24 protein-coding genes and 1 pseudogene are annotated in these 26,175 nt (G+C 61.0%); 12 read left to right on the forward strand and 13 right to left on the reverse strand.

All coding sequences use genetic code 11. The annotated features are described in order from the left end of the window. Positions 1 to 195 precede the first annotated feature (195 nt). The gene (locus tag CER19_RS05410; RefSeq protein WP_034125754.1) at positions 196 to 510 is read right to left on the reverse strand and encodes an SCP2 sterol-binding domain-containing protein; all 315 of its coding nucleotides are present in this window, start codon (positions 508 to 510) and stop codon (positions 196 to 198) included. A 56-nt stretch (positions 511 to 566) separates the two neighbouring features. After that, entirely contained in the window at positions 567 to 1,277 is a 711-nt protein-coding gene (locus CER19_RS05415) for a histidine phosphatase family protein (RefSeq protein WP_116665652.1), read from the reverse strand. A 194-nt stretch (positions 1,278 to 1,471) separates the two neighbouring features. Here CER19_RS05415 and sohB point away from each other — a divergent pair, with 194 nt between their 5' ends. After that, positions 1,472 to 2,497 carry a protease SohB gene (sohB, locus tag CER19_RS05420; protein WP_032896860.1) on the forward strand — a complete coding sequence of 342 codons (1,026 nt, stop codon included), beginning with the start codon at positions 1,472 to 1,474 and terminating at the stop codon, positions 2,495 to 2,497. Positions 2,498 to 2,630: 133 nt separating this feature from the next. Here the strand turns inward: sohB and dhaL are convergent, their stop codons facing one another. The 7 genes from dhaL to CER19_RS05460 form a co-directional block, all read right to left on the reverse strand. Further along, positions 2,631 to 3,275 (reverse strand): dihydroxyacetone kinase subunit DhaL, encoded by a 645-nt coding sequence (gene dhaL / locus CER19_RS05430; RefSeq protein WP_116665653.1) that lies wholly within the window; start codon positions 3,273 to 3,275, stop codon positions 2,631 to 2,633. A 3-nt stretch (positions 3,276 to 3,278) separates the two neighbouring features. Continuing rightward, the gene (locus tag CER19_RS05435) at positions 3,279 to 4,280 is read right to left on the reverse strand and encodes a dihydroxyacetone kinase subunit DhaK (RefSeq protein WP_116665654.1); all 1,002 of its coding nucleotides are present in this window, start codon (positions 4,278 to 4,280) and stop codon (positions 3,279 to 3,281) included. Between the two features lie 155 nt (positions 4,281 to 4,435). Further along, a complete protein-coding gene (locus tag CER19_RS05440) occupies positions 4,436 to 5,551 on the reverse strand; it encodes an erythritol/L-threitol dehydrogenase (RefSeq protein WP_019817618.1) in 1,116 nt (371 codons plus the stop codon). A gap of 27 nt (positions 5,552 to 5,578) precedes the next feature. Continuing rightward, a complete protein-coding gene (locus tag CER19_RS05445; RefSeq protein WP_116665655.1) occupies positions 5,579 to 6,334 on the reverse strand; it encodes an SDR family oxidoreductase in 756 nt (251 codons plus the stop codon). Between the two features lie 153 nt (positions 6,335 to 6,487). Next, the gene (locus tag CER19_RS05450; protein ID WP_116665656.1) at positions 6,488 to 7,495 is read right to left on the reverse strand and encodes a substrate-binding domain-containing protein; all 1,008 of its coding nucleotides are present in this window, start codon (positions 7,493 to 7,495) and stop codon (positions 6,488 to 6,490) included. 34 nt (positions 7,496 to 7,529) lie between these two features. Continuing rightward, positions 7,530 to 8,507 (reverse strand): ABC transporter permease, encoded by a 978-nt coding sequence (locus CER19_RS05455; protein ID WP_014718193.1) that lies wholly within the window; start codon positions 8,505 to 8,507, stop codon positions 7,530 to 7,532. Continuing rightward, entirely contained in the window at positions 8,504 to 9,991 is a 1,488-nt protein-coding gene (locus CER19_RS05460) for a sugar ABC transporter ATP-binding protein (RefSeq protein ID WP_116665657.1), read from the reverse strand. The genes CER19_RS05455 and CER19_RS05460 overlap by 4 nt, the downstream gene beginning before the upstream one ends. Before the next feature lie 262 nt (positions 9,992 to 10,253). Between CER19_RS05460 and rpiB the strand changes: the two genes are divergently transcribed. From rpiB to CER19_RS05475, 3 genes are all read left to right on the forward strand, one after another. Beyond that, positions 10,254 to 10,715 (forward strand): ribose 5-phosphate isomerase B, encoded by a 462-nt coding sequence (gene rpiB / locus CER19_RS05465; protein ID WP_116665658.1) that lies wholly within the window; start codon positions 10,254 to 10,256, stop codon positions 10,713 to 10,715. Positions 10,716 to 10,778: 63 nt separating this feature from the next. Then, complete coding sequence (locus tag CER19_RS05470; protein ID WP_116665659.1) at positions 10,779 to 11,759, forward strand: sugar-binding transcriptional regulator; 981 nt, start codon at positions 10,779 to 10,781, stop codon at positions 11,757 to 11,759. Positions 11,760 to 12,154: 395 nt separating this feature from the next. After that, the gene (locus CER19_RS05475) at positions 12,155 to 13,723 is read left to right on the forward strand and encodes a TerC family protein (RefSeq protein WP_116665660.1); all 1,569 of its coding nucleotides are present in this window, start codon (positions 12,155 to 12,157) and stop codon (positions 13,721 to 13,723) included. Between the two features lie 37 nt (positions 13,724 to 13,760). On the opposite strand, the pseudogene CER19_RS05480 reads toward CER19_RS05475, so the two are convergent. After that, positions 13,761 to 14,033: pseudogene (locus tag CER19_RS05480) on the reverse strand (thioredoxin family protein); the annotation flags it as partial. Positions 14,034 to 14,359: 326 nt separating this feature from the next. Between CER19_RS05480 and CER19_RS05485 the strand changes: the two are divergent. The 8 genes from CER19_RS05485 (at position 14,360) to CER19_RS05520 (ending at position 20,968) form a co-directional block, all read left to right on the forward strand. Next, entirely contained in the window at positions 14,360 to 15,208 is an 849-nt protein-coding gene (locus tag CER19_RS05485) for a transporter substrate-binding domain-containing protein (RefSeq protein WP_116665661.1), read from the forward strand. Positions 15,209 to 15,263: 55 nt separating this feature from the next. Continuing rightward, positions 15,264 to 15,926 carry an amino acid ABC transporter permease gene (locus tag CER19_RS05490; RefSeq protein ID WP_003191828.1) on the forward strand — a complete coding sequence of 221 codons (663 nt, stop codon included), beginning with the start codon at positions 15,264 to 15,266 and terminating at the stop codon, positions 15,924 to 15,926. A 12-nt stretch (positions 15,927 to 15,938) separates the two neighbouring features. Then, complete coding sequence (locus CER19_RS05495) at positions 15,939 to 16,601, forward strand: amino acid ABC transporter permease (RefSeq protein WP_014718199.1); 663 nt, start codon at positions 15,939 to 15,941, stop codon at positions 16,599 to 16,601. After that, positions 16,598 to 17,380, forward strand: coding sequence for an amino acid ABC transporter ATP-binding protein (locus tag CER19_RS05500; RefSeq protein WP_116665662.1), 783 nt, complete (start codon positions 16,598 to 16,600; stop codon positions 17,378 to 17,380). The genes CER19_RS05495 and CER19_RS05500 overlap by 4 nt, the downstream gene beginning before the upstream one ends. Before the next feature lie 14 nt (positions 17,381 to 17,394). Next, the gene (locus CER19_RS05505) at positions 17,395 to 17,784 is read left to right on the forward strand and encodes a RidA family protein (protein ID WP_034119946.1); all 390 of its coding nucleotides are present in this window, start codon (positions 17,395 to 17,397) and stop codon (positions 17,782 to 17,784) included. 167 nt (positions 17,785 to 17,951) lie between these two features. Next, positions 17,952 to 18,716, forward strand: a complete 765-nt coding sequence (locus CER19_RS05510) for an IclR family transcriptional regulator (protein ID WP_014718201.1) — start codon at positions 17,952 to 17,954, stop codon at positions 18,714 to 18,716. A gap of 9 nt (positions 18,717 to 18,725) precedes the next feature. Further along, the gene (locus CER19_RS05515) at positions 18,726 to 19,934 is read left to right on the forward strand and encodes an amino acid deaminase (RefSeq protein WP_116665663.1); all 1,209 of its coding nucleotides are present in this window, start codon (positions 18,726 to 18,728) and stop codon (positions 19,932 to 19,934) included. A 128-nt stretch (positions 19,935 to 20,062) separates the two neighbouring features. Then, positions 20,063 to 20,968, forward strand: coding sequence for a sugar kinase (locus tag CER19_RS05520; protein WP_116665664.1), 906 nt, complete (start codon positions 20,063 to 20,065; stop codon positions 20,966 to 20,968). Positions 20,969 to 21,078: 110 nt separating this feature from the next. Here CER19_RS05520 and CER19_RS05525 read toward each other — a convergent pair whose 3' ends face one another. The 3 genes from CER19_RS05525 to CER19_RS05535 all read right to left on the reverse strand — a co-directional run bounded on the left by CER19_RS05525 (position 21,079) and on the right by CER19_RS05535 (position 26,029). Further along, the gene (locus tag CER19_RS05525; RefSeq protein ID WP_003174397.1) at positions 21,079 to 21,354 is read right to left on the reverse strand and encodes a peptidylprolyl isomerase; all 276 of its coding nucleotides are present in this window, start codon (positions 21,352 to 21,354) and stop codon (positions 21,079 to 21,081) included. Between the two features lie 43 nt (positions 21,355 to 21,397). Beyond that, positions 21,398 to 23,935, reverse strand: coding sequence for a PAS domain-containing protein (locus CER19_RS05530; protein WP_116665665.1), 2,538 nt, complete (start codon positions 23,933 to 23,935; stop codon positions 21,398 to 21,400). 138 nt (positions 23,936 to 24,073) lie between these two features. Next, positions 24,074 to 26,029 (reverse strand): acetoacetate--CoA ligase, encoded by a 1,956-nt coding sequence (locus CER19_RS05535; RefSeq protein WP_116665666.1) that lies wholly within the window; start codon positions 26,027 to 26,029, stop codon positions 24,074 to 24,076. Positions 26,030 to 26,175: the final 146 nt, after the last annotated feature.

The following is a 26,175-nucleotide window of genomic DNA, read 5'->3' on the forward strand; positions in this document are numbered from 1 at the left end:
GTCGCTGTACAACTATCAGCGCAACTCCAAGATCTTCGAAAAGGCCCTGTAACCCCGGCCCTTAAGAATGCTGCAGATCAAAATGTGGGAGCGGGCTTGCTCGCGAATGCGGTGGTTCAATCATTGATGTATTGAGCTGACACTGCGCATTCGCGAGCAAGCCCGCTCCCACAGGGATTCAGGGTCGCCCGTGAATCAGGAAGGGAACAGCTCGCTCAGCTTCATCGCCAGCATCATGTCGCCTTCGGTGCGCAGCTTGCCGCCCATGAACGCCTGCATGCCGTCGGTGGAGCCGTCGACGATGCCTTCCAGGGTCTCGCTGTCCATCACCAGGGTGACCTGAGCGTCAGGGTTTTCGCCTTCTTTGAGTTCGCAGGTCTTGTCCTTGACCACCAGCGAGAAATTCTTGCTGTCGTCGATACGGAAACCGAATACCAGGTCCAAGCCCTCGGCAGCGCTTGGGTTGAATTTGGCTTTCATTGCTTCTACTGCTTTAGCTACGTCAGTCATGGTTTCGATCCTTAAGGGTAGAGTCCAGTGACCTTGGGGTCACGGTTGGCCGCAGTTCATCGGAAAGTGATGAGCTGCGGCGCCTTCAACAGTTGCAAGTGGGCGTGACTGTTGAAGGAAGCCAGTGCCACCTCGCGACCACGGAACTTGAGTTGGTTGAGCGAGGTGTTAACAATTTGCCAGTTCATTTCGAAGGCCTGGGCGGCAGGCATTCGGGTAATCAGGTGGAGCAGGGCGGTGATGGTGCCGCCGGAGGTGAATACGGCGATTTTGTCGGTGTGGTTCGCGGCTTCAAGGATACGCTGCAAGCCCCCCTGGACCCGCTCGACAAACCCCAGCCAGCTTTCCAGCCCCGGCGGATCATAGGTGCCGGCCAGCCAGCGCTCGATGATCAGGGCGAAAATGCGCTGGAACTCGCTGCGGTTCTGCGGGCCATTGCGCAGGATGTGCACGGCATCCGGTTCACTGCTGAGCAGGTCGGGCAACAGGCCGCGAATGATCGATTCGCCGTCGAACTCGTTGAACGCGCTGTCTGTTTCCAGCGCCGGCACCGGCAAGCCCAGGGCGCTGTACTGATCGAACGTGGCGCTGGCGGTGTGCTGCTGGCGACGCAGGTCACCTGCGATGCAGCGGTCAAACGCGATGCCCAGGTCTGCCAGGTGGCGACCGAGCACTTGCGCCTGTTCCACGCCAATGGGCGAGAGGACGTCATAGTCGTCTGCACCGAAGGAAGCCTGGCCATGTCGAATCAGATAAATGCTGCCCACGTCCGTTTTCCCGGTACGTTGAAAGTCTGGCGAGGTTATGAGGATGCCTGCGAGCTGTCAATGAAAAAACATACGCTTGTTTTAAAAGTGCGTTGGAGCCCGCCTGCTGGCGGTTTGATCACTGGCTCCTTCGCAGTGGCGTCGGTATGCTGGGGCCATCCGCGCCCGGCGCAGTGCATTTTTTAAGGAGACATATGGATTTTTTGGCCGAATACGCGAGCTTTCTGGCGAAGACCGTCACCCTGGTGGTCGCTATTCTGGTGGTACTGATCAGCTTTGCAGCACTGCGCAGCAAAGGTCGTCGTAAATCCGCCGGCCAATTGCAGGTCAGCAAGCTGAATGATTTTTACAAGGGCTTGCGCGAGCGTCTGGAGTCGAGCCTGCTCGACAAGGACCAGCTCAAGGCCCTGCGCAAGTCCGAAAGCAAAGCCGAAAAGAAGAAAGACAAGAAGAAACCCGAGGCCAAGCCACGGGTATTCGTGCTGGATTTCGACGGCGACATCAAGGCCTCGGCCACCGAAAGCCTGCGCCATGAAATCACCGCACTGCTGAGCCTGGCCACGCCCAAGGATGAAGTGGTGCTGCGCTTGGAAAGCGGCGGCGGCATGGTGCACAGCTATGGCCTGGCCTCTTCGCAACTGGCGCGTATCCGCCAGGCTGGGGTGCCATTGACGGTGTGCATCGACAAAGTGGCGGCCAGCGGCGGCTACATGATGGCGTGCATCGGCGAGAAGATCATCAGCGCTCCCTTCGCCATTCTCGGTTCCATTGGCGTGGTGGCGCAGTTGCCCAATGTCAATCGCCTGCTTAAAAAGCACGACATCGACTTTGAAGTGCTGACCGCCGGTGAATACAAGCGCACGCTCACAGTGTTCGGCGAAAACACCGAGAAGGGCCGGGAGAAGTTCCAGGAAGACCTGGACATCACCCACCAGCTGTTCAAGAACTTCGTCTCGCGTTACCGCCCGCAGTTGGCGATTGACGAGGTGGCCACCGGTGAAGTGTGGTTGGGCGTCGCCGCCCTCGACAAGCAACTGGTCGATGAGCTGCAAACCAGCGACGAATACCTGGCTACCAAGGCCAAAACCGCCGAAGTGTTCCACCTGCACTATGCCGAGCGTAAGAGCCTGCAAGAGCGCGTGGGCCTGGCAGCCAGCGGTTCGGTAGACCGGGTGCTGTTGACCTGGTGGAGCCGCTTGACCCAGCAACGGTTCTGGTAAGCCAGTACTGAAAACCAGGTAATCCCTTGTGGGAGCGGGCTTGCTCGCGAATGCGGTATATCAGTCAATAGATTTGCTGGCTGACACTCCGCATTCGCGAGCAAGCCCGCTCCCACATTGGTTTTCGGCCATGTCAGGTTAATCTGGGTTTAATCGAGTCCGCCAACTGCGTAAGGATCAGGCAGCACGACACCGCCCCGGCATCCAGAACGCCGAGGGAGCGCTCACCCAAACGACTGGCCCGGCCAATCTTGGCCACCAGGTCCTTGGTCGAATCTCGCCCTTGAGAGGCGGCGGTTTTCATCGCATCGAGCGCATCGCTGAAAGAACGCCCCGACGCATGCGCCCGTTCAAAGGCTTCTACCGCCGGAATCAATGTATCCATCAAGCACTTGTCGCCCACGCCCGCTTCGGTAATGTCCTGCAACGAGGTCAAGCCGCCGCGCAGTAGGTGGGCGAAGGTGGCGGCGTCGATGTTTTCACTGCCGCGCACTTCGTCGGCCATGCCGATAAACAGGCTGCCATACAAGGGCCCCATGGAGCCGCCGATGCCTTCCATCAGGCTCAGGGTCAGTTCATCCAGGGCTTCGGCCAGGGTCAGTTGACGGCCTTCGATCGTGCGGCCGCAATGAGCAAAGCCCTTGGCCATGTTGATGCCATGGTCGCCATCGCCGATGGCGCCGTCGACTTCGCTGAGGTACTCACGGTTGGCCACGATCACGCTGACCAGGTCGGCGACAATGGCGCTACCGTCATGGGTGGAAAAATGCTGGCTCATGGTTCACTCCGCCTGGGTCATGCCGATGGAGCGGCAGGGTTGGTCGATCAGGGTTTTCAGCTCAGCGTCGAGGCCGAGCAGGGTCAAGGTCACGCCCATCATTTCCAGGGAAGTGAAGTAGTTGCCCACGTAGCAACGGTGAATCTTCAGGCCTTTGGCCTTGAGCTGTTTTTCCACCTCGGCGTAGAAAATATACAACTCCATCACCGGGGTGGCGCCGAGGCCTGAAACCAGCACCACCACGCTGTCGTCCTGGCTGAAATCGCGGTCAGCGAGGATCGGTGCCAGCATGCGCTCGGCCATGGCGGCGGCCGGTTCAATCGGGATGACTTCAATGCCCGGTTCGCCATGATGGCCGATGCCCAGCTCCATCTGGCCGTCGGGAATCTGGAAGTTCGGCTTGCCCACCGCGGCGATGGTGCAGGGCGTAAGGCCGATACCAATCGAGCGGCAGTGGTCGACGGTTTTCTGCGCCACCCGAATCACGCCGTCCAGGTCGTAATGCTGGGCAGCGGCGGCACCGCCGATCTTCCACATGAAGATTTCCCCGGCCACGCCGCGACGCTTGGCGATGTCGGCTTTGGGCGCGGATGCCACGTCGTCGTTGGCGACCACCGTGCGGATGTGCATGTCTTTGCTGGCGGCCATTTTCATCGCCAGCTTCACGTTCATATTGTCACCCGCGTAGTTGCCATACAGGCAGGCCACGCCTGCGCCATGGTCGGCGGCGCGGAAGGCGTCGAAAAAGCTTTTGGCGGTGGGCGAGGAAAAAATCTCGCCGACGGCCACCGCATCCACCAGGCCTGGGCCTACATAACCGAGGAACGCCGGCTCATGCCCGGAGCCGCCGCCGGTGACAATGCCGACGCGGCCCTGGGCGGATGGCCTGGCCTTGACGATGACTCGTGGGTTGCTCTCGTACTGGCGCAGTTCGGGGTGCGCGACCAGGATGCCGCGCAGCATGTCTTCGACCACTTGGTCGGGATCGTTGATGACTCGATTCATAACGCGGGTTCCTGTTGTTTTTTCTAAAGGGCGACACCCATCCACTGTGGGAGCTGGCTTGCCTGCGATGGCGGTGCATCAGATAAAAATGCGCCGACTGACACACCGCCATCGCAGGCAAGCCAGCTCCCACAGGTTGTGTGTTGCTGCTGGAATCAGGGTTCGAGCACCACCTTGAGCGATTTATCGCCGCGCTCCATCACCGCAAACGCCTCCTTGAAATCCGCCAGGGCAAACTTGTGGGTCACCACATCGCGCATGTCGATTTTGCGGTTGCCGATAAAGTCGATGGCTCTCGGGTACATATAGGGCCCTAGGTGCGAGCCGAGGATGTCCAGCTCCTTGCGATCGCCAATGATCGACCAATCGACCGTGGCCTCGTCATTGAACACGCTGAACTCGACGAAGCGCCCCAACTTGCGCAGCATCGCCAGCCCCTGATTGACGGCCTTGTGGTGCCCGGTGGCTTCGATATAAATGTCGCAGCCATAGCCATCGGTGATCTCGCGGATTTTCGCCAGCACATCGACTTCGGCCGGGTTCCACACTTCGTCGGCGCCCAGGCGCAGGGCGAGGGCGGCGCGTTCGGGTTTCATGTCCAGCACGATGAGCTTTTTGGGGTTGCGCAGCCGCACCGCGCCGATAATGCCCAGGCCCAGGGTGCCGGCGCCGGCAACCACCACGATGTCGTCATGGTCGACGTTGGCACGTTCCGCCGCGTGCAGCGAGCAGGCCAAGGGTTCGATCAGGATGGCTTCATCGGGAGCAATGGATTCTGGCACTTTGTGGATGATGCCTTCCTTGGTGAAGATCATGTACTGAGCCATGGCGCCCTGCACATTGTTCTGGAAACCATACAGGTCGTGCTTCTGGCACATCCAGTACTGGCCGTGGTTGCAAAAGCGGCAGCCCCAGCACGGCACGATCTGCTCGGAGATCACCCTGTCACCGACGGCCACGCCGCGCTTCTCGGCGCCCGGTCCAAGGGCGACCACGCGGCACACGAACTCATGCCCGGGGATCATCGGCGGCTTCACGTAGCGCGGTTGTTCGGCATCGCCCCAGAACGACGGCGCGCCGCGATAGGTCTTGATATCGCCCATGCAAATGCCGCACAGCTCGACTTTGGTGAGGATCTCGTCGGGGCCGGGGGTGGGCACGTCGACGGTTTCCAGGCGGTAGTCTTCCGGGCCGTGGCAGACCACGGCCTGCATGGTTTTCGGGATGCTCGGGGCGAGTTGTTCAGGTGTGCGTTCGGTGACAGTGGACATGACAAAACCTCACGACATAACGATGAATTACTGAATGCTGTAGCCGCCGTCGATCACCATGTTGGCGCCGGTGATCATCTGCGCGGCATCGCTGAGCAGGTACAGCGCCAGCCCGGCGATTTCTTCCGGCTGGGCAAAGCGACCTGCCGGGATCTGCAATTTGGCCCGCTCACCCACTTCACCGGCCCAGGCTTTTTTGCCCAGGGCGGTTTCGACGATGGTGGGGGAGATGGCGTTGACGTTGATCTGCGGCGCCCATTCCATGGCCAATACCTTGGTCATGCCGACGATGGCGGCTTTGCTGGCGCAGTAGGCGACGTGACGGTCCAGGCCAATCACCGCGGCCTGGGAGGCGAGGTTGACGATGCGCCCGCTGCCCTGGGCGAGCATGTGCCTGGCGCAGGCCTGAGCCATGAAAAAACTGGCCTTGAGGTTGATGTCCAGGGTGGTGTCCCAGGCGCTTTCGCTGACATCGATAGCCTTGTCCAGCAGCACCACGCCTGCGCTGTTGATCAGGTAGTCCAGGCGTTGGAAGTGGGCGAATACGTGGTCGATGGTGGGTTGTATCTGGCCGACCTGGCCGAGGTCGACGGCAATGCCCAGGTGCCCGGCACCCAGGCTGGCGGCCCCCTCGACCACGGCCGGGTCGCGGTCCAGCAGCGCCACCCGGGCGCCGCGTTCTGCCAGTAAGGTGGCGCAGGCCAGGCCAATGCCGGCAGCGCCACCGGTGATGACCGCACAACGGCCGCTGAGGTCGAAGGCTTGGTTCCAGAAACCAGACATGAATAACTCCCGTCACAGATCAAAAGGTAGACCGCGGTCCAATGTGGGAGCTGGCTTGCCTGCGATTGCATCGACCCGGTCTACCTGATGCACCCAGGTGCCTGCATCGCAGGCAAGCCAGCTCCCACAGTTGACTGTGTTTCAAGCCACTGACTACTTGCCGCCGCTGACTTGCTGGTACAGCGCATCCGCATTGGCATTGGTCACCGGCACCCACGGCAGGATGTAGTTCCTGGCCGTGCCGTCACCCCATTTCACGTCCTTGGCGTAGCGCTCCCAGATCACCGATTGCGGCTTGTAGTCCTCACCGGCCAGGGCACGCAACGCTACGTCCAGCGCGCCTTGGGACTGGGCCTGGGCATCCTGGAGGAAGGTGGTGACTTCGTCCTTTTTCGCCGCCTGGATCGCATCCGGCATGCCGTCGATGGAGGTAACGGGTACGTCCGTGGAGGTGAGGCCATGGGACTTCAGGGCCTGCACGGCGCCCAGGGCCATGTCGTCGTTCTGGGCGATCACGCCATTGATGCCCTTGGGGTGGGCGTTGAGCCAGTCTTCGGTGAGGGTCATGGCCTGGGCGCGGTCCCAGTTGGCGGTTTTCTTTTCAATGATCTTGATGTCCGGGTGTTTGCCCAGCACTTCCAGTTCGCCCTTTTCCCGGTCGATCTGCGCCGACTGGCCAATCGGGCCCTGGATGATCACCACGTTGCCCTTGCCATTGAGCTTGTCGACCATGGCCTGGGCCTGCAGGCGGCCGCCTTCCACGTCGTCGTTACCCACATACGGCACGCTGGCATCGGCTACTTTCGTATTGGAGGCGATGACCACCACGTCGTTGCTCATGGCGGCCTTGACGGTGCCGACGCCGGCCTTGGTATCAATCGGCACGAACAGAATCGCGTCGTAGCGTTGGGTCACCATGTTTTCGATCTGGTTGTTCTGGGTCAGGGCGTCGTAGTTACCGTCGAACACGGTCAACTGCACGGTGCCATCCTTGACGGCCGGATGCTCCTTGAGCTCACGGACCCAGTTCTGCATGAACTGACCCTTGAGGCCATAGACGGCTGCGCCGATCTTGTAGGTCTTGCCATCGGCGGCCAGGGCAATGCTGCTGGCGAGCAGGGAGAGGGCCGCCGCGGCGGCCAGGGTGGTACCCAGTTTCATAAGTAGAACTCCAGTTATTGTTATGGGTCGTTCTTCAGCGTTTCTTCTTGCGCCACACGTCGATCAGTACGGCGAACACGATGATCAGGCCCTTGGCGACCTGCTGGTAATAGGAGGACACGCCGAGCAGGTTCAGGCCGTTGTTGATCACGCCGATCAACAGCGCCCCGAACAAGGTGCCGACAATGCTGCCGGTACCACCCGACAGGCTGGTGCCGCCGATTACCACCGCGGCAATCGCGTCCAGCTCATAGGAAACCCCGGCCTGGGGCAGGGCAGAGGTGGTGCGTGCCGACAGCACCACGCCGGCCAACCCGGCGAGCAGGCCCGAGACCACGTACACCGAGAACATCACCTTGCGCACGCCAATGCCCGAGGTGCGCGCGCTTTTTTCATTGCCGCCCACCGCGTACACATAACGGCCGTAGGTGGTGTAGCGCAGCACCATCCAGAAAATAAGCGCGACCACGGCGAAGATGATGATCGGCACGCCCACCGGGCCGACCTTGCCGATGCCCAGGGCCAGGTAGGCGTCGGGCAGGTCGGTGATCGGGCTGCCGTCGTTGAGAATAAAGGTCATGCCCCGGGCGATGCTGAGCATGCCGAGGGTGGCCACGAACGGCGGGATCGACAGGTTGGCGATCATAAAACCATTGACCACCCCGAGCATCGCGCCGGCAAACATCCCCGCGCTGACCGCCGCCAACAGGCCGTAACCCTGGGTGGCGACCATGGCGCTGCACAGGCCGGCGAACGCCAAGATCGAACCCACCGACAGGTCGATGCCCTTGGTCAGGATCACGTAGGTCATGCCCACGGCGAGAATGCCGTTGATGGAGGTCTGGCGCAGGATGTCCATCCAGTTGCGCCAGGTCATGAAGTATTCACTGGAAAATGCCATCACCACGCACAGCAGGATAAACACCAGCGGCAGGCCAAAGCGGTCGAGGGACAGGCGCAGGCGGTTGCGCGGCGCGGCAGTAACGGGAGCAACGATGGTTTTGGCATTCATGAGGCAAGACTCAACAAGGCTTCCTGGGAAAGGGCGGTGTCGGTGCTGATAGTGACCAGCCGGCCGCCTTTGAAGACGGCAATGCGGTCGCTCAAGTGCAGCAGCTCCGGGGCTTCTGACGACACCACAATGGCTGCGCCGCCGGCGCGCACGAACTGGTCGAGCAGGTGGTAGATCTCCTGTTTGGCGCCTTCGTCGATGCCGCGGGTGGGTTCATCGCAGAGCAGGCACACCGGTTCCGTGGACAGGCATTTGGCGAGCACCACCTTTTGCTGGTTACCGCCGCTCATTGATGCCACCGGCAGCTCCAGGGAACTGGTCTTGATCTGCAGGCGCTTGACCATCTCCTCGGCCAGTTGCGCTTCTTTACGTGCATTGATCAGCGACCAACTCGACAAGCGCTTATAGGCCGACAGTGCAATGTTCGACAGGATGCTGCCGGTCAGCACCAGGCCGCTGTCCTTGCGGTCTTCGGTGACCAGCGACATGCCGGCGTCGATGGTCGCCTTGGGCTGCCCGATGGGCATGGGTTTGCCTTGCAAGGTAACGCTGCCGGAATCCGCCACGGTCAGGCCGTAGATGCAATTGAGGAATTCACTGCGCCCGGAGCCCATCAACCCATAAATGCCGAGGATCTCGCCCCGGCGCAGTTGCAGGCTAATGTCGTGGAATTCCCCGTTGCGGCTCAGGTTGTCAACCTGCAGGCAGGTGCTGGCCGCGCATTCGCGGCCCACCTTGTGGTCGATGCGCGTCAGTTCCTGGCCGACAATGCCGCGCACCAGGTGGTCGCGGTCGATATCGGCCATGCGCCCGCTTTCCACAAAGGCGCCATCACGGAAGATGCTGTAGTCATCGGCGATCTGCGCCAGTTCGCTCAGTCGATGGGACACGTACACGATGCCGGCACCGCGTGCGGTAAGGCGGCGAATGGCCTTGAACAGGGTTTCGGCCTCGCGCTCGCCGATGGCCGAGGTGGGCTCGTCCATGATCATCACCTGGCAGTCATGGCTGAACGCCTTGGCGATTTCCACCAGTTGCATCTGCGCCACGCTCAAGCGGTGCATGGGGCTGATGGCGTCGACGTCGAACTCCAGGCTTTCGAGCAGTTCGCGGGTGCGGCGGTTGAGGGCCTTGCTGTCGACGATGCAACCGGCGCGGCGCGGTTCGCGGCCCAGCCAGATGTTTTCGGCGACGGTCATGTAGGGGATGGGTTCGAGCTCCTGGGTGATCATCGCGATCCCCGCGGCCAAGGCTTCACTCGGGCGATTGAACTGCACCGGTGCGCCGTTGAGCAGAATGCTGCCGGCGTCACGCTGGGTGATGCCCATCAGGATGCTCAGGAAGGTCGACTTGCCGGCGCCGTTGCCGCCGCACAGGGCGTGGACGCTGCCGGCGCGTAGAGAGAGGCGTCCGTCACGCAGGGCTGGCACCCCGGCGTAAGCCTTGGCGACGTGTTCAGCCTGGAGCAGTAATGGCGTGGCCATCGGCGTGTCCTCGTGCTGTGAATTCTTATTAGGTCGCACAGTCATGTTTCGCTGTGATCATATGTGTATCAAATGAAATTCTGATCAGTCAATCTCTTTCACTTAAAAGGTGTGATTCTCATCTTTGATCGGAAGATTGCCTTTATATGGGGCTTTGACTGGCGAGTCAGCTAAATCTCGCTTGACAGGAAGGGGTTAATGCTTGCGAAATGACTGAGAGATATTTCACTAAGTGATCATTTGATCAGTGGAGCTAGGTACCATGAACACACCTTTCCCGGTGGCTATCGGATGCGATGAAGCAGGTTTTGAGCTTAAGGAGTTGTTGAAGCGCCATATTGAAGCGTTGGGGTACCCGGTCACCGACTTTGGTACCTATTCCATGGCGCCGGTGCTGTACCCGGACATCGCCCTGGCCGTGGCCACGGCCATCAATGCCGGGCACCAGCGCCTTGGTGTGCTGGTGTGCGGTACCGGGATTGGCATGGCCATCTCGGCCAACAAGGTGCTGGGCATCCGTGCGGCCCAGGCTCATGACACCTACTCGGCGGAGCGGGCGCGCAAGAGCAACGATGCGCAAATCCTCTCCATCGGTGCGCGGGTCATCGGTGCGGAGTTGGCCAAAAGCATCGTCAGTGCGTTTTTGGCCTCGGAGTTCGAAGCGGCGCGGTCCGGGGCCAAGGTCGAGCGCATCAATGCGATCGAGCGCGATGGGCATCAGTAGTGGACGGCGCGGGGCAAGAGTCGGGAGAATGCGCCTTTGACGCCGAAACGGAAGCCCGTCCCCATGAGTGACAGTACCCAGCGCATGGCCAGTGATATCGATCAGATGACCGAAGTGGCGATGCTCTATTACCTCGAGAACGTCACTCAGGAGGCCATTGCCAAGCGCTATGACCTGTCGCGGGCAAAAGTCAGCCGCCTGCTCAAGCGTGCGCGCGATGAAGGGATTGTCGAGGTGCGCGTGCTGCAGCACCCGGCAATGAACAACGAGCTGGAACGGGCGCTGGTGGAGCGCTTCAAGCTCGACCGCGCCTTGATCGCGGTCGACCATAGCGACCCCGACACCCAGCGCTCGGCGGTCGCCAGCCTGGTGGCCAACTACCTCAACAAGACCCTGGGCGACGGCATGATCGTCGCCGTGGGCATGGGGCGTAACGTCGGCGCGGTGGCCGATAACGTGTTTTTGCCGGTAACCCGCAACTGCACCTTCGTGTGTGCCATCGGCGGTTCGCTCAAGGCCGGTGAATACATGAACCCTGACCACATCTGCCGACGCCTGGCCCTGCGCTTTGGGGGCGAGAGTGAAAGCCTCTACGCCCCGGCACTGGTGGCCAACCCCGAGCTGCGCGGGGTGCTGATCAACAACGACACGGTGCGTTCCACCCTTGACCGCGCCCGCCGCGCCGATATTGCCTTGATCGGCATCGGCGACATGAGCGAAAACAGCAACATGGTGCGCATGGGCTGGTTCTCGCCCCAGGAAATCGCCCAGGCGCGCCTGTCTGGCACCGTGGGCGACATGATGGGCTATGACTTTATCGACATTCACGGCCAGCCGGCCGTCAACGCCATCCAGGGGCGCGTGATCGGGTTGACGGTGCAGGAGCTGTTTCGCATCCCGGATGTGGTGGCGATTGCCAGTGAGAACACCAAGGCGGCGGCGACCCTGGGGGCGTTGCGCTCCGGAGTGATCAATACGCTGGCGACCACCGTCACCAATGCCCACACCATCCTGGCGCTGGACGATGCCACCCGAAAGTCTTGATTTATCGCCCATCTGACTTGCGGGCAGGCTTTCTGTGGGAGCTGGCTTGCCTGCGATGCAATCACCTCGGTATGCCTGAAACACCAGGGTGTGTGCATCGCAGGCAAGCCAGCTCCCACAAGAGTTGCTGTGCTTCTGATAGGGGGTTACAGGTTTTGTAATAGTTTTGCGCTGTGGGAATTTTGTATTTCAAATGTAGGATTCAAGTCCTTTTGTCATTTCAGGACTTGCATGAACACCCTCTCGGAGCCTCCCAGTCGTCTTTCCCCAAGACAACCGCTGTCGCTGTTCCCGCTGAAGCACCCCGTATTCCGTCAACTAACCTTGTCCCGGTCGTATGACCGCACTTTGCCGTGCCCGGCGTTCTAAAAATTTAAAAGACAGAGACTCTATAAATGGAATGGTTAGCAGATCCCACGGCCTGGCTTGGCCTTGCGACCTTGATTGTGCTGGAGCTGGTACTGGGTATCGACAACCTGGTGTTTATCGCGATCCTGGCGGACAAGTTGCCGCCGGAGCAGCGTGACCGTGCACGTTTGATCGGTTTATCCCTGGCGCTGCTGATGCGCCTGGGCCTGTTGGCGAGTATTTCCTGGTTGGTGACCCTGACCCAGCCGCTGTTCGAGGTGTTCGACAAGAGCTTCTCCGGCCGTGACCTGATCATGCTGTTTGGTGGTGTGTTCCTGTTGTTCAAGGCCACCATGGAATTGCATGAGCGCCTTGAAGGCCATGTGGCGCAACACAAGGGCAGTGTGGCTTACGCGATGTTCTGGCCGATCGTCGCGCAGATCGTGGTGCTGGATGCGGTGTTCTCCCTCGACGCGGTGATTACCGCCGTGGGCATGGTCGACGAGCTGGCGGTGATGATGATCGCCGTGATCGTGTCCATCGGCCTGATGATTGTGGGGGGCAAGCCGCTGACCCGCTTCGTCAATGCGCACCCGACCGTGATCATGCTGTGTCTGGGCTTCCTGATGATGATCGGTTTTGCCCTGACCGCCGAAGGCTTGGGTTTCCATATTCCCAAGGGCTACCTGTATGCGGCCATTGGTTTCTCGATTTTGATCGAGGTGTTCAACCAGATCGCCCGGGCCCGTCGCAAAAAATCGGCACAGGGTGTGTTGCCGGTGCGTGAGCGTACCGCCCATGCGGTGATGCGCTTGTTGGGCGGTCGCAGCCTGGCGGTGGAAGAGGTGGGTGAAGACGTGGCTGACCTGCTGGGCGAGCCGGATGCTGCCCAGGGCCCGCTGTTTGATCGGCGTGAACGGGTGATGATCAGCGGCGTGCTGCAACTGGCCGAGCGGCCAATTCGCACCCTGATGACCCCAAGGGCCAAGGTGGACTGTATCGACCTGGCGGACGACCCCGAGACGACACGTCTGAAACTGATGCACTCGTCCTACTCGCGTCTGCCGTTGATCCGTAACGGTGCAGTGGATGAGCCTTTGGGCTTTGTGCACAAGAAAGAACTGCTCAAGGAATACCTGGCGGGCAACGAGCCGAACCTGGAGCACTTGGCGCGTCGGGCGATCAACCTGCTGGAGAGCTTTTCGATCCTCAACGCCCTGGAGCAGATGCGCCAGGAGTCCACCCACATCGCCTTCGTGATCAACGAGTTCGGGGACTTCATGGGCGTGTTGAGCATGACCGACATTCTGGAATCCATCGCCGGTGAATTGCCCGATGCCAGCGAAATCGAAGGTCCGGATATTGTTGAGCAGGGCGATGGCTTCCGTGCCAATGGTGCCTTGAACCTCAACCTGGTGCGTCAGCGCACGGGCTTCAAGGCTGCGGCTACCGAGGATTATCAAACCCTGGCGGGTTTAGTGATGAGCCTGCTCGACCGCCTGCCGGTGGTGGGCGATAGCCTGGAGCATGAAGGTTGGCGTTTGACGGTGGCTGAAGTGGAGGAGCGTCGAGTGACGCAAGTGCACTTGCGCCCTTGCTCAGGTCATAACGGCTGAAGATGTCTTTCACGCACTGCTCTTGTTCTTCAACGGGGCCCAAGCCTTTGAGCCGTTCTACCACGGCCCCCTTCAGGTAGATCAGCAGCGTCGGGGTGCCCGTCACGTCAGGGTGCCTCGGCGTATGGGCGCAGTCGAGTAACAGGCTGACTATCCAGGGATGCTTCCACGCGGTCTGTTCGAATAAGTGGCATGCCTGCGCGCAAGCGGGGCAGTGTGTTGAAAAAAACAGAATAAACACTGGGCGTGGCGTGTTCAGCACCCATTCAAACTCTTTGGCGCTGGAAATTCTGCGCGTGGCGACTCCCATGTCGATCCCCCTGCCTACCGTGTTGGTTTTTGCTCACGCTAAGCCGGTGGGGCGTCACCGTCTACTGTCAACCTTCACAGGTGCGCGTCACGTGCACTCGACCCGTCTGGGTGCGCTGTAACACCGTTGTGGGGCGTTGCGTAGCACTGCCATGCGACGACGGCGCAACGCTGTTTATCTCTGCAGTCGCTATCACGCTGATCCATAACGCATTTATTACTCCCATAGGTTTCCTCCGGCGTCTGTGGCACACTTTCTGCTGTCTATTCCGTTGTTACATACCAAGTTCCGGTATAGCGGAATACACAATCCCTGGAGTGCTTGTCATGCATCACCGACCTTCCGTATTCAAAGCGTGTATTTTTCTCGTCGCTGCATCGGCTTCCTTCGCCAGCGTTGTGCAGGCGGCGGACAGCAAGCTCGATGATGTGCTCAAGCGTGGGCACTTGATCGTAGGTACAGGCAGTACCAATGCGCCGTGGCACTTCCAGGGAGCGGATGGCAAGTTGCAGGGATTTGATATCGACATTGGCCGCATCGTGGCCAAAGGCTTGTTCAATGATCCGAGCAAGGTGGAGTTTGTGGTGCAGTCGTCCGATGCACGTATCCCCAACCTGCTCACCGACAAGGTCGACATGAGCTGCCAGTTCATCACCGTTACCGCCAGCCGTGCGCAGCAGGTGGCCTTTACCCTGCCGTACTACCGTGAAGGTGTCGGCCTGCTGCTGCCCAACAACAGCAAGTACAAAGAAATCGAAGACCTCCAAGCCGCAGGCGATGACGTTACCGTGGCTGTGCTGCAAAACGTGTATGCCGAAGAGTTGGTGCACCAGGCACTGCCCAAGGCCAAGGTCGATCAGTACGACAGTGTCGACTTGATGTACCAGGCCGTGAACTCAGGCCGCGCCGATGCCGCCGCCACCGACCAGTCCTCGGTCAAATACCTGATGGTGCAGAACCCTGGCCGCTACCGCAGCCCCACCTACGCCTGGAGCCCGCAAACCTACGCCTGCGCGGTCAAACGCGGCGACCAGGACTGGCTGAACTTCGTCAATACCGCGCTGCACGAAGCCATGACCGGTGTGGAGTTTCCCACCTACAAAGCCTCGTTCAAGCAATGGTTCGGCGTGGACCTGCCAGAACCGGCGATTGGTTTTCCCGTGGAATTCAAGTGACCCGCTACAACAATAGGGGCGTGCCTGAACACGCTTCCTTCAGGTGCTGCTGACCATGAACTATCAGTTGAACTTTGCCGCCGTCTGGCGTGATTTCGACACTTTGTTGGCGGGGCTCGGCCTGGGGCTGCAGTTGGCGTTGCTGTCGATCGCCATCGGCTGCGTGATCGGTCTGTTGATGGCGTTTGCCATGCTCTCCAGGCACCGCGCGTTGCGTATTTTTGCCTCGGTATACGTGACGGTGGTGCGCAACACCCCGATCCTGGTGTTGATCCTGTTGATCTACTTCGCCTTGCCCTCCCTGGGCATTCGGCTGGACAAGATCCCCTCGTTCATCATCACCCTGTCGTTGTATGCCGGTGCCTATCTCACCGAGGTGTTCCGCGCAGGCCTGGTGAATATTCCCAAGGGCTTGCGTGAAGCCGGCCTGGCCATCGGCCTGGGCGAGTGGCGGATTCGCGCTTACATCACCGTGCCGGTGATGCTGCGCAACGTGTTGCCGGCACTCTCCAACAACTTCATCTCGCTGTTCAAGGACACTTCTCTGGCCGCCGCGATCGCGGTGCCGGAGCTGACCTATTACGCCCGCAAGATCAACGTCGAAAGCTACCGGGTGATTGAAACCTGGCTGGTCACGACCGCGCTCTACGTGGCTGCCTGTTACCTGATTGCCATGCTGCTCCGTTACCTGGAACAGCGTTTGGCGATCCGTCGTTGAGGAAAGGGTCCCATGTACGAATCCCCCAGTTGGCTGCATGAATTGTGGATCGCCCGCGAGACCCTTTGGGCCGGCTTCCAGGCCAGTGTGGCGGTCTCGGCGCTGGCGATTGTCTTTGGCACCCTGATCGGCATCGTCGCCGGGTTGATCCTGACCTACGGCAAGTTCTGGATGCGTGCGCCGTTCCGTCTGTATGTCGATTTGATCCGCGGCACGCCGGTGTTTGTGCTGGTGTTGGCGTGTTTCTACATGCTACCGGCCCTGGGCTGGCAGATCAGTGCATTCCAGGCCGGTGCGGTCGGGCTCACCTTGTTCTGTGGCTCCCATGTGTCGGAAATCGTGCGCGGCGCGCTGCAAGCCATTCCCCGTGGGCAAATGGAAGCGGGTAAGGCGATTGGCCTGACGTTTTATCAGTCCCTGGGCTACGTGCTGTTGCCCCAGGCGCTGCGGCAGATTTTGCCGACCTGGGTCAATTCCTCCACGGAAATCGTCAAGGCTTCCACCTTGCTGTCGGTGATCGGCGTGGCGGAATTGCTACTCAGTACCCAGCAGGTGATCGCGCGCACCTTCATGACCCTGGAGTTCTACCTGTTCGCCGGTTTTCTGTTCTTTGTCATCAACTACGCCATCGAATTATTCGGGCGCTACATTGAAAAGCGGGTGGCCTTGCCATGAACCAAGCTCAAACCAACCCAGCGCTGCTGGACATTCGTGGCCTGCGTAAACAATACGGCCCGGTGGAAGTGCTCAAGGGCGTCGACCTGTCCATGCAGCGCGGCAATGTGGTGACATTGATCGGCTCCAGCGGCTCGGGCAAGACCACCTTGCTGCGCTGCGTGAACCTGCTGGAGGAGTTCCAGGGCGGGCAGATCACCCTGGATGGCGAGTCCATCGGCTACAGCGATGTCGGCGGCAAGCGTGTACGCCACCCGGAGCGGGTGATCGCCCAGCACCGCGCAATGACCGGCATGGCGTTCCAGCAATTCAACCTGTTCCCGCACCTGACCGCGCTGCAGAACGTTACCCTTGGCTTGCTCAAGGTCAAGAAAATGGGCAAGGATGAAGCGGTAGCGCTGGCCGAAAAATGGCTGGACCGCGTCGGCCTGCTGGAGCGCCGCAACCACTTTCCCGGCCAATTGTCCGGCGGCCAGCAACAGCGCGTGGCCATTGCCCGGGCCATTGCCATGAACCCCAGCTTGATGCTGTTCGACGAAGTCACCTCGGCCCTCGACCCGGAGTTGGTGGGCGAAGTGCTCAGCGTGATCAAGGGGCTGGCGGAGGAGGGCATGACCATGTTGTTGGTCACCCACGAGATGCGCTTTGCCTATGAAGTTTCGGACCAGATCGTGTTCATGAACCAGGGCCGCATTGAAGAGCAGGGCAGCGCGAAGGAAATTTTCGAACGTCCGCAGTCGCCGCGCCTGGCAGAATTTCTCAAGAACATTCGTTTTTAACAAGGAGCAACTTTATGAGCATTACTCGTTACGGCACCGGCAGCACCGCAGGTGGCGGCCAGCCACGTCCATTCGCCCGCGCCGTGGAAGCCGATGGCTGGCTGTACGTGTCGGGCCAGGTTCCTGCGGTGGACGGTGAAATCATCAGTGGCGGCATCATCGAGCAAACCCGCCAGACGATGCGCAACGTGGTGGCGATCCTCGAAGAAGCCGGCTACGAGCTCAAGGATGTGGTGCGGGTGGGCGTATGGTTGGAAGACCCACGGGACTTCTGGAGTTTCAACAAGGTCTTCGGCGAATACTTCACCCCGGAACACGCCCCGGCGCGCGCCTGCGTGCAGGCCAATATGATGGTCGATTGCAAGGTCGAGATCGATTGCGTGGCCTACAAGAAAAAGGGCTGAATGCCCCCACTCTTGAGATCACTGAAGATCAATGTGGGAGCTGGCTTGCCTGCGATGACGTAGTGCCAGATAACACCTTTGTCACTGACCCACCGTCATCGCGGGCAAGCCCGCTCCCACAGGGGATCACCGTGCAGCAAACACCTTTGACCGGACCCATCACTGCCATGACCGAAGACACCATCAAACGCCGCGCCAAAGGCCTGGACCGTGCGTTCGATATCCTCGATTTTCTCAAGGAAATCGGCCAGCCCCTGCGCCCGAATGATATTGCCAGCGGCATTGGCAGCCCCAAATCCACGGTCTACGAACTGGTTGCGTCATTGCTGGAGCGGCGCATCCTGGAGACCGTGGGCAAGGAAGGCCACGTGTACCTGGGGCGCCAGCTGTATTTCCTTGGCCAGGCACACTTGCGCCACTTTGACCTGACCCGCGAGGCCGACCACGCCTTGCAGGAGATCGTCAGCCAGACCCACGAAACCGCACAGATGTGCCTGCTCAACGGGCGCAAATACACGGTGGCGCTGATGCGCGAGGGCCAGCGGCATTTCCGTATTTCTTCGGATATCGGTGAAAACGCACCCATTCCGTGGACCGCCTCGGGGCGCTTGTTGCTGGGGCATTTGAGCGATCAGCAGATCGTCGACCTGATCGACCCCGACGATTTCATCCTGCCGGACGGCCTGCGCCTGCCGCTGGACACTTTCCTGGCGCAGATCCGCCAGGCCAGCCTGGATGGGTTCTTCTCCTTCGACAGCGTGGCTGACACCTTCACCCATTGTTTTGCCGCCCCGGTGCGCGATGCCCAGGGCATCAGCATCGCAACCCTGTGCATCGTCGCCCCCCGGGCTGACGCGAGCAAAAACTACCACGACTATCGCCGGGTACTGATCGACAGTGCCAACAGCCTGGCCCGGCGTATCAACGAATAGGAGTTTTCCATGTCTGCCCTCAACGCCGTTGAAAAAGGTGCCGCCGCCGTCGGTGCCCATTTGGTTCGCGATGTCAGCCTGCCGGCCCTGGTGCTGCACCGTGACGCCCTGGAACATAACATCCGCTGGATGCAGGACTTTGTCCGCAGCAGCGGCGCCGAGCTGGCGCCCCACGGCAAGACCAGCATGATGCCCGCGCTGTTCCAGCGCCAGATCGCCGCCGGTGCCTGGGGCATCACCCTGGCTACCGCCGTGCAGACCCGCGCCGCCTACGCCAGCGGCGTGCGTCGCGTGCTGATGGCCAACCAACTGGTGGGCGCGGCGAACATGGCCCTGATCGCCGACCTGCTGGCCGATAAGAATTTTGACTTCCATTGCATGGTCGATCACCCGGACAACGTCGCCGACCTGGGCCTGTTCTTCGCCGCCCGTGGCCAGCGCCTCAATGTAATGATCGAGTACGGCGTGGTCGGTGGCCGGTGCGGCTGCCGCAGCGAGCAGCAAGTGCGCGACCTGGCCAAGGCGGTCCAGGCCCAGCCGGCATTGGCCCTTACCGGTATCGAGGGTTACGAAGGCGTGATCCACGGCGAGCACGCCATCAGTGGTATCCGCGCCTTCGCCGCCAGCCTGGTGAGCCTGGCGGTCGAGCTGCAAGACAGCGCCCTGTTCGACCTGCCCAAGCCGGTCATCACCGCATCGGGCTCGGCCTGGTACGACCTGATCGCCGAGTCGTTCGAAACGCAGAACGCCGCCGGCCGTTTCCTCAGCGTGTTGCGCCCTGGCAGTTACGTGGCACACGACCATGGCATCTACAAAGAGGCGCAATGCTGCGTACTCGAACGCCGCAGCGACCTCAACGAGGGCCTGCGCCCGGCAATGGAAGTCTGGGCGCATGTGCAGTCGCTGCCGGAGCCTGGTTTTGCGGTGGTTGCCTTGGGCAAGCGCGACGTGGCCTACGACGCCGGTTTGCCGGTGCCACTCAAGCGCTACAAGGCCGGGATCGTGCCGGCGCAAGGTGATGATGTGAGCGGGTGCAAGGTCACGGCGGTGATGGACCAGCATGCGTTCATGACGGTGGCGCCCGGGGTTGAATTGCGTATTGGCGACATCATTTCGTTTGGTACGTCCCACCCTTGCCTGACCTTTGATAAATGGCAGGTGGGGTGCCTGGTGGATGAGCAGTTGCAGGTGGTCGAGTCTCTGCGTACCTGCTTCTAGACCGAGTCGCGTCCTTCGCGAGCAAGCCCGCTCCCACATTCGACTGCATTCCTTCAGTTGGAATAGGGTCAACTGTGGGAGCGGGCTTGCTCGCGAAGGTGCCATCAGCCACACCAGAGAGCAAAGGCATGAACACCCACCCCCGCATCGCCCTCATCGGCGAATGCATGATTGAACTGCAACACCGCGCCGACGGCAGCCTGCACCAGAGCTTCGGCGGTGACACCCTGAACACTGCGGTGTACCTGCGCCGCGAGCTGGGCGAGGTCGGCAGCGTTGACTATGTTACCGCCCTGGGCGATGACAGCTTCAGCGATGCCATGTGTGAGCATTGGCAAGCAGAGGGCCTGGGCCTGGGCCTGGTCCAGCGCCTGCCAGGGCGCCTGCCGGGCTTGTATTGCATCCAGACCGATGCCCTGGGCGAACGTAAATTCCTCTACTGGCGCAACGAAGCGGCCGTGCGCGACTGCTTCACCACACCTGCCGCCGAGCCGGTCCTGGCAGCCCTGCCGGGTTATGACGTGGTGTATTTCAGCGGCATTACCCTGGCGGTGCTGGGAGACATCGGGCGTGAGCGCTTACTGCAGGCCCTGATCGAAGCCCGCCAGCGCGGCGCCAGGGTGGTGTTCGATAACAACTACCGGCCTCGGCTGTGGGCCGATGTGCAAACGGCCCGTGTGGCGTATCGCAGGGGGTTGGCCGAAGTGGACATTGCCTTGCTCACCGAAGATGACGAACGCACGTTGTTTGGCTATGAGGATAGCGAGCAGGTGTTTGCGGCGTATCCCTCGATTGCAGAAGTGGTGCTCAAGCGGGGAGCGGAGGCGTGCCTGATACGTTGCGCGGGCGAGCGCTTTGCGGTGCCGGCGTTGAAAGTGGATAAGGTGGTGGACACCACGGCGGCGGGGGATTCGTTTAGTGCGGCGTATTTGGCCAGTCGGCTCAACGGTGGTTCGCCCCAAGACGCCGCACTGGCGGGGCATCGGTTGGCGAGCCGGGTGATTCAGGTGCCGGGGGCTCTGATACCCAGATGAATGGCCGCCTGCGGCGGTTCGCGGGCAAGCCCGGCTCCCACATTTGGATGGGTGTACACCGCTGAATGTGGGAGCTGGCTTGCCTGCGATAGCGGACTGAAGCCATCCACTCAATCGCGGTAAAACACCTGGACCAGGTGATAGCCAAACTTGCTCTTGATCGGCCCGTGCACCACCTTCACCGGCTTCTTGAATATCACCGCATCAATCGCCCCCACCATCTGCCCGGGCCGCACTTCGCCCAGGTCACCACCGCGTTTGCCCGACGGGCAGGTGGAGTACTTCTTGGCCAGCACATCAAAGGCTTCGCCCTTGGCAATGCGCTGCTTGAGTTGTTCGGCTTCTTCGCTGGTTTTCACCAGGATATGACGGGCTTGGGCTTTCATGGGGCTCTACCAGCTGTACGACGGCGCGCGATTATGCCTGAACTCAGGCCTCGACGCCGATCATGCTACGGATTTTGTTGGCCAACAGGTCAATGGAAAAAGGCTTGGCGACCATGTCCATGCCGTCTTCCAGGAACCCCTGGCGCTCGGCGGCTTTTTCGGCATAACCGGTCATGAACAGTACGCGCAGGCCTGGGCGATGCTGGCGGGCGATTTCCGCCAGTTGCCGGCCGTTCATGCCGGGCAAGCCAACGTCGGTCACCAGCAAGTCCACGCGCAAATCCGATTCCAGCAACGGCAGCGCCGCACGGGCATCCGCCGCCTGGTGCGCGGTATAGCCCAGTTCGTCGAGCACATTGACCACCAACATGCGCACCGCCGGGTCGTCCTCGACCACCACCACCGCTTCACCGGCCAGGGCCACGGGCGCTTCGGTCAGGCTGGTGGGCAGGCTGCTTTCCAGTGCCGTGCCATACAAACGCGGCAGGTACAGGCGAACGCAGGTGCCCTGGCCCGGTTCGCTCTGGATGGTCACGTGGCCGCCGGATTGCTGGGCAAAGCCGTAGATCATTGACAACCCAAGGCCAGTGCCTTGACCGATGGGTTTGGTGGTGAAGAACGGGTCGAACGCCTTGGCGAGGATTTTCGGCGCCATGCCGCTGCCGTTGTCGCTCACGCCAAGCATCACATAGTCGCCGGCCTTGACCGGTTCCAGGGTGGTGATGTCGGTGCCGTCCAGGTAACTGTTGGCGGTTTCGATCAGCAACTCGCCGCCGTCGGGCATGGCGTCGCGGGCGTTGATCACCAGGTTGAGCAGGGCGTTTTCCAGTTGACTGGCGTCGGTGTTCACCGGCCAGATGTCCTTGCCCAGTTGTACCTTGAGTTCGATATGCGCGCCCTTGGTGCGCCGGAACAGGTCTTCCAGGGACGCCACCAGTTGGTTGGGGTCGGTGGGGCGACGGTCCAGTGACTGGCGCCGCGAGAACGCCAGCAGCCGGTGGGTAAGGGCGGCGGCACGGTGGGCGGAGGACACGGCGGCATCGGCAAAACGGCCGATATCGTCGCTGCGCCCGGCGGCAATGTAACGCTGCATCAAGTCGAGGCTGCCGATGATGCCGGTGAGCATGTTGTTGAAGTCATGGGCGATACCGCCGGTGAGCTGGCCGACCGCTTCCATCTTCTGCGCATGGCGCAGGGCGTCTTCGGCACGCTCGCGCTCGAACATCTCGTTTTGCAGGCGTTGGTTGGCTTCGGCCAGCGCTTGGGTGCGCTGGGCCACGCGTTCTTCAAGGTTCTCGTTGAGGTGGCGCAGGGCTTCTTCGGTGAGTTTGCGTTCGGTCTCGTCGATCACAAAGATGTAGAAACCATTCACCGAGCCGTCACTGCTAAAGCGCGGCAGGTACTTCATCAGCGCATGGCGCGGGCGGCCATCGCGATGAGGCGTCACCGTCATGAAGCTGCACGCCTTGCCTTTTAGCGCGGCGGCGATCTTGTCTGCGCGCCCGGCATACACCTCATCGCCGAGCACTTCGCGGATGGTCTTGCCGTACAGCTCCTGGGGCGTCTTGCCGTACCAGTCCAGGTAAGCGCTGTTGTTGAGGCGAAAGCGCTGGTCGTGGTCAACGTAGCCGATCAACACTGGCATGGCGTTGATGATCAGTTGCAGCTCGGTCTGGCTCTGGCGCAAGGCCTGCTCGGTGTTTTTGCGCTCGGTGAGGTCCAGCGCGGCGCCGAGGAAACGCGCAGGCCGGCCCTGTTGGTCCTTGTAGCAGCGACCACGGGCGAACACCCAGCGCACTTGGCCATCGGCTTGCTGCAGACGGTATTCCTCAGCGTATTCGGTGCCATGGGTGATGCAGTGTTTGATACTGCGGGTCACCGTACCCCGGTCTTCGGGATGCACACCGTGCAGATAGGCGCTGATGGGCAGCAGGCTCGAATCGTTGGGGTCGACGCCATGCAGGTAGGCGAAATGGGCGTCGGCGATGAAACGGTCTTCGCCGATATCCCAATCCCAGGTGCCTACCGCATCGGTGGCCGCCAGTGCCAGTTGCAGGCGCTGCTCGGTGTTGTGCTGGGCCTTGAGGCTTGCTTCGGAACGCTGCTGCAGTTCGAGGGTTTTGCTGCGTCGCTCATTGGTTTCAATGGCCGTGACCAGGATGCCGGCTACCCGGCAGCTTTCATCGCGCACCGGGCTGTAGGTCATGTCGAGCCATATCTCGGTGTCGCGGCCCTCGCGTTGCAGCACAAAGCGTTGCTCGCTGAAGGTGCGCACCTGGCCGTCGAGCACGGCGTCGTAGACCGGCGCGGCGAAGCTTTCAAGCTCTGGCCAGGTGTGGTGAGCCGGTTGGCCCAGGGCGCCGGGGTGCTTGCTACCGATCAGTTGGGCAAATCCATCGTTATAAAGTTGTATGAGGTGTGGGCCCCACAGCAGCACCATTGGCATGGGTGAATGCACGACGATATCGACAGCAGTGCGCAGGCTTTGCGGCCACTCACTGGCCTCACCGAGTGGGCTTTGCGCCCAGTCCAGCCGCCTGATCAACGCAGCGGCTTCGCTACCGGTGGATGTTCCATTCATAAAAAGCCCTGAGCCTGACGCTTTGAAAAATGACAACACCCATTGTCCCAAGGAATGACAACGGGTGACTACCCCGGAAAAATAGCATGCCTTGAGGGTTTTTCTTCAACACGCTGCGTCAGCGCTGAAACCTTTCATCTAATAAGCCAACTCGACCCTGCTGCGAAATTGCTCCAGTGCCTGGGGGTTGGCCAGGGCATCGGTGTTTTTCACCGGCTCGCCATGCACCACATTGCGCACCGCCAATTCGACGATCTTGCCGCTGATGGTGCGGGGGATATCCGTGACAGCGAGAATCTTCGCCGGCACGTGGCGTGGTGTGGTGTTGGCGCGAATCACCTGGCGGATCTGCTGTTGCAGCGCCTCATCCAGTTCAATTCCCTCATCCAGGCGCACAAACAGCACCACGCGCACGTCGTCCTGCCAACGTTGACCGATGGCGAGGCTTTCCAGCACCTGCGGGACTTTTTCCACCTGGCGATAAATCTCGGCGGTGCCAATGCGCACGCCGCCCGGGTTGAGCACCGCGTCGGATCGCCCGTGGATCAACAGGCTGCCGTTGGCGCGTTGCTCGGCATAGTCGCCCTGGGCCCACACGCCGGGGAACTGGCTGAAATACGAGGCACGCAGTTTTTGTTGTTGCGGGTCGTTCCACAACCCGATGGGCATGGCAGGGAAATGCCGGGTGCACACCAGTTCGCCTTTCTCTCCGATCAGGGGCCGGCCCTGGTCGTCCCACACTTCGATGGCCATGGCCAGGCTCTTGCACTGCATCTCACCGCGCCGCACCGGCAGCACCGGGTTGCCGATCACAAAGCAGGAGACAATGTCGGTGCCGCCGGACATCGAGGACAGGCACAGCTCAGCCTTGATCTCGCGGTACACATAGTCGTAACTCTGGGGCGACAGCGGCGAGCCGGTCGAAATCAAGCTCTTGAGGCTGCCCAGATCGTGGCTCAGGCGCGGTTGCAGCGCGGACTTTTCCAGGGTAGCGAGGAATTTGGGGCTGGTGCCGAACACGCTGATTTTTTCCGCATCGATCAGGTCGATCAAGCGTTCGGGGCCGGGGTGGAACGGCGAGCCGTCATACAGCACCGCGGTGGCGCCGATCGCCAGCACCGACACCAGCCAGTTCCACATCATCCAGCCGCAGGTGGTGTAGTAGAACAGGCAGTCCTCGCGGTTCAGGTCGGCATGCAGGCCGTGTTCCTTGAGGTGCGTCAGCAACACGCCGCCAGTCCCGTGGATGATGCACTTGGGGATGCCGGTGGTGCCGCTGGAATAAAGGATATACAGCGGGTGATCGAACGGCACCGCGACAAATTCGGGTTCGCCGCAGGCTTGGTAGAAGTCGTCCCACAGCGCGACATGGGCGTGGGTGGCGTAGTCCCCAGCCTGCGCCTCGGGCTTGGCGTAAGGCACGATGATCAGCTGTTGCAGGGAGGGCAGGCGTTCAAGGATCTCATTGAGCTTGGCGCTCTGGTCGATGCGCTTGCCGGCATAGCGGTAGCCTGCGCAGGTGATCAGCACCTTGGGCTCGATCTGGCCGAAGCGGTCGATGACGCCCTGGGTGCCGAAATCTGGCGAGGAGCACGACCAGATCGCACCGAGGCTGGTGGTGGCGAGCATGCCCACCAGGGTTTGCCAGGTGTTGGGCATGCACGCGGCCACTCGGTCACCTATGCCGACCCCTGCCGCCCGCAGGCTTTTTTGCAGGCCGGCCACGTGTTCCGCCAGTTGCGCATAGCTCAACTGTTCACGTTGGCCGTCTTCGCTGATGGCTACCACGGCAGGATGATCGTCGCGGCGGCGCAACAGGTGTTCGGCAAAGTTCAGGGTGGCGCCGGGAAACCATTGGGCGCTGGGCATCTCGACGTCTTCGATCAGCGTGGCGCTGGGCGGGCTGCGAAACTGCACGTCGAAGAACGCGACAATTGCCCTCCAGAAGTCCGGGCGCTGGTCGATGCTCCATTGGTGCAGGGCGGGGTAGTCGTGGAGCTGCACGCCGTGGCGCTGGTTGATGAAGCGCCGGAACTGATCCATGCGCGTGTTGGCGATGCGTTCCGGGGAGGGTTGCCAGAGGATGTCGGACATCGCGAGATCTCTTGTTCTTGTATGAGGTTTATCAGACAAAACAGATCCAATGTGGGAGCGGGCTTGCTCGCGAAGGCGGTGGGTCAGTCAATCAATCTTTAACTGACCCACCTGAAACTCAGAATTCCTACGTAATCGTGTAAGAG

Source organism: Pseudomonas sp. GL93, from assembly GCF_003408955.1.
GTDB lineage: Bacteria > Pseudomonadota > Gammaproteobacteria > Pseudomonadales > Pseudomonadaceae > Aquipseudomonas > Aquipseudomonas paracarnis.

What these genes read in the sequence shown, in the direction of transcription:
- CER19_RS05410 (WP_034125754.1), bottom strand. Translation starts at nt 510, where the DNA reads ATGACTGACGTAGCTAAAGCAGTAGAAGCAATGAAAGCCAAATTCAAC.
- sohB (WP_032896860.1), top strand. Translation starts at nt 1,472, where the DNA reads ATGGATTTTTTGGCCGAATACGCGAGCTTTCTGGCGAAGACCGTCACC.
- dhaL (WP_116665653.1), bottom strand. Translation starts at nt 3,275, where the DNA reads ATGAGCCAGCATTTTTCCACCCATGACGGTAGCGCCATTGTCGCCGAC.
- CER19_RS05435 (WP_116665654.1), bottom strand. Translation starts at nt 4,280, where the DNA reads ATGAATCGAGTCATCAACGATCCCGACCAAGTGGTCGAAGACATGCTG.
- CER19_RS05440 (WP_019817618.1), bottom strand. Translation starts at nt 5,551, where the DNA reads ATGTCCACTGTCACCGAACGCACACCTGAACAACTCGCCCCGAGCATC.
- CER19_RS05445 (WP_116665655.1), bottom strand. Translation starts at nt 6,334, where the DNA reads ATGTCTGGTTTCTGGAACCAAGCCTTCGACCTCAGCGGCCGTTGTGCG.
- CER19_RS05450 (WP_116665656.1), bottom strand. Translation starts at nt 7,495, where the DNA reads ATGAAACTGGGTACCACCCTGGCCGCCGCGGCGGCCCTCTCCCTGCTC.
- CER19_RS05455 (WP_014718193.1), bottom strand. Translation starts at nt 8,507, where the DNA reads ATGAATGCCAAAACCATCGTTGCTCCCGTTACTGCCGCGCCGCGCAAC.
- CER19_RS05460 (WP_116665657.1), bottom strand. Translation starts at nt 9,991, where the DNA reads ATGGCCACGCCATTACTGCTCCAGGCTGAACACGTCGCCAAGGCTTAC.
- rpiB (WP_116665658.1), top strand. Translation starts at nt 10,254, where the DNA reads ATGAACACACCTTTCCCGGTGGCTATCGGATGCGATGAAGCAGGTTTT.
- CER19_RS05470 (WP_116665659.1), top strand. Translation starts at nt 10,779, where the DNA reads ATGAGTGACAGTACCCAGCGCATGGCCAGTGATATCGATCAGATGACC.
- CER19_RS05475 (WP_116665660.1), top strand. Translation starts at nt 12,155, where the DNA reads ATGGAATGGTTAGCAGATCCCACGGCCTGGCTTGGCCTTGCGACCTTG.
- CER19_RS05485 (WP_116665661.1), top strand. Translation starts at nt 14,360, where the DNA reads ATGCATCACCGACCTTCCGTATTCAAAGCGTGTATTTTTCTCGTCGCT.
- CER19_RS05490 (WP_003191828.1), top strand. Translation starts at nt 15,264, where the DNA reads ATGAACTATCAGTTGAACTTTGCCGCCGTCTGGCGTGATTTCGACACT.
- CER19_RS05495 (WP_014718199.1), top strand. Translation starts at nt 15,939, where the DNA reads ATGTACGAATCCCCCAGTTGGCTGCATGAATTGTGGATCGCCCGCGAG.
- CER19_RS05500 (WP_116665662.1), top strand. Translation starts at nt 16,598, where the DNA reads ATGAACCAAGCTCAAACCAACCCAGCGCTGCTGGACATTCGTGGCCTG.
- CER19_RS05505 (WP_034119946.1), top strand. Translation starts at nt 17,395, where the DNA reads ATGAGCATTACTCGTTACGGCACCGGCAGCACCGCAGGTGGCGGCCAG.
- CER19_RS05510 (WP_014718201.1), top strand. Translation starts at nt 17,952, where the DNA reads ATGACCGAAGACACCATCAAACGCCGCGCCAAAGGCCTGGACCGTGCG.
- CER19_RS05515 (WP_116665663.1), top strand. Translation starts at nt 18,726, where the DNA reads ATGTCTGCCCTCAACGCCGTTGAAAAAGGTGCCGCCGCCGTCGGTGCC.
- CER19_RS05520 (WP_116665664.1), top strand. Translation starts at nt 20,063, where the DNA reads ATGAACACCCACCCCCGCATCGCCCTCATCGGCGAATGCATGATTGAA.
- CER19_RS05525 (WP_003174397.1), bottom strand. Translation starts at nt 21,354, where the DNA reads ATGAAAGCCCAAGCCCGTCATATCCTGGTGAAAACCAGCGAAGAAGCC.
- CER19_RS05530 (WP_116665665.1), bottom strand. Translation starts at nt 23,935, where the DNA reads ATGAATGGAACATCCACCGGTAGCGAAGCCGCTGCGTTGATCAGGCGG.
- CER19_RS05535 (WP_116665666.1), bottom strand. Translation starts at nt 26,029, where the DNA reads ATGTCCGACATCCTCTGGCAACCCTCCCCGGAACGCATCGCCAACACG.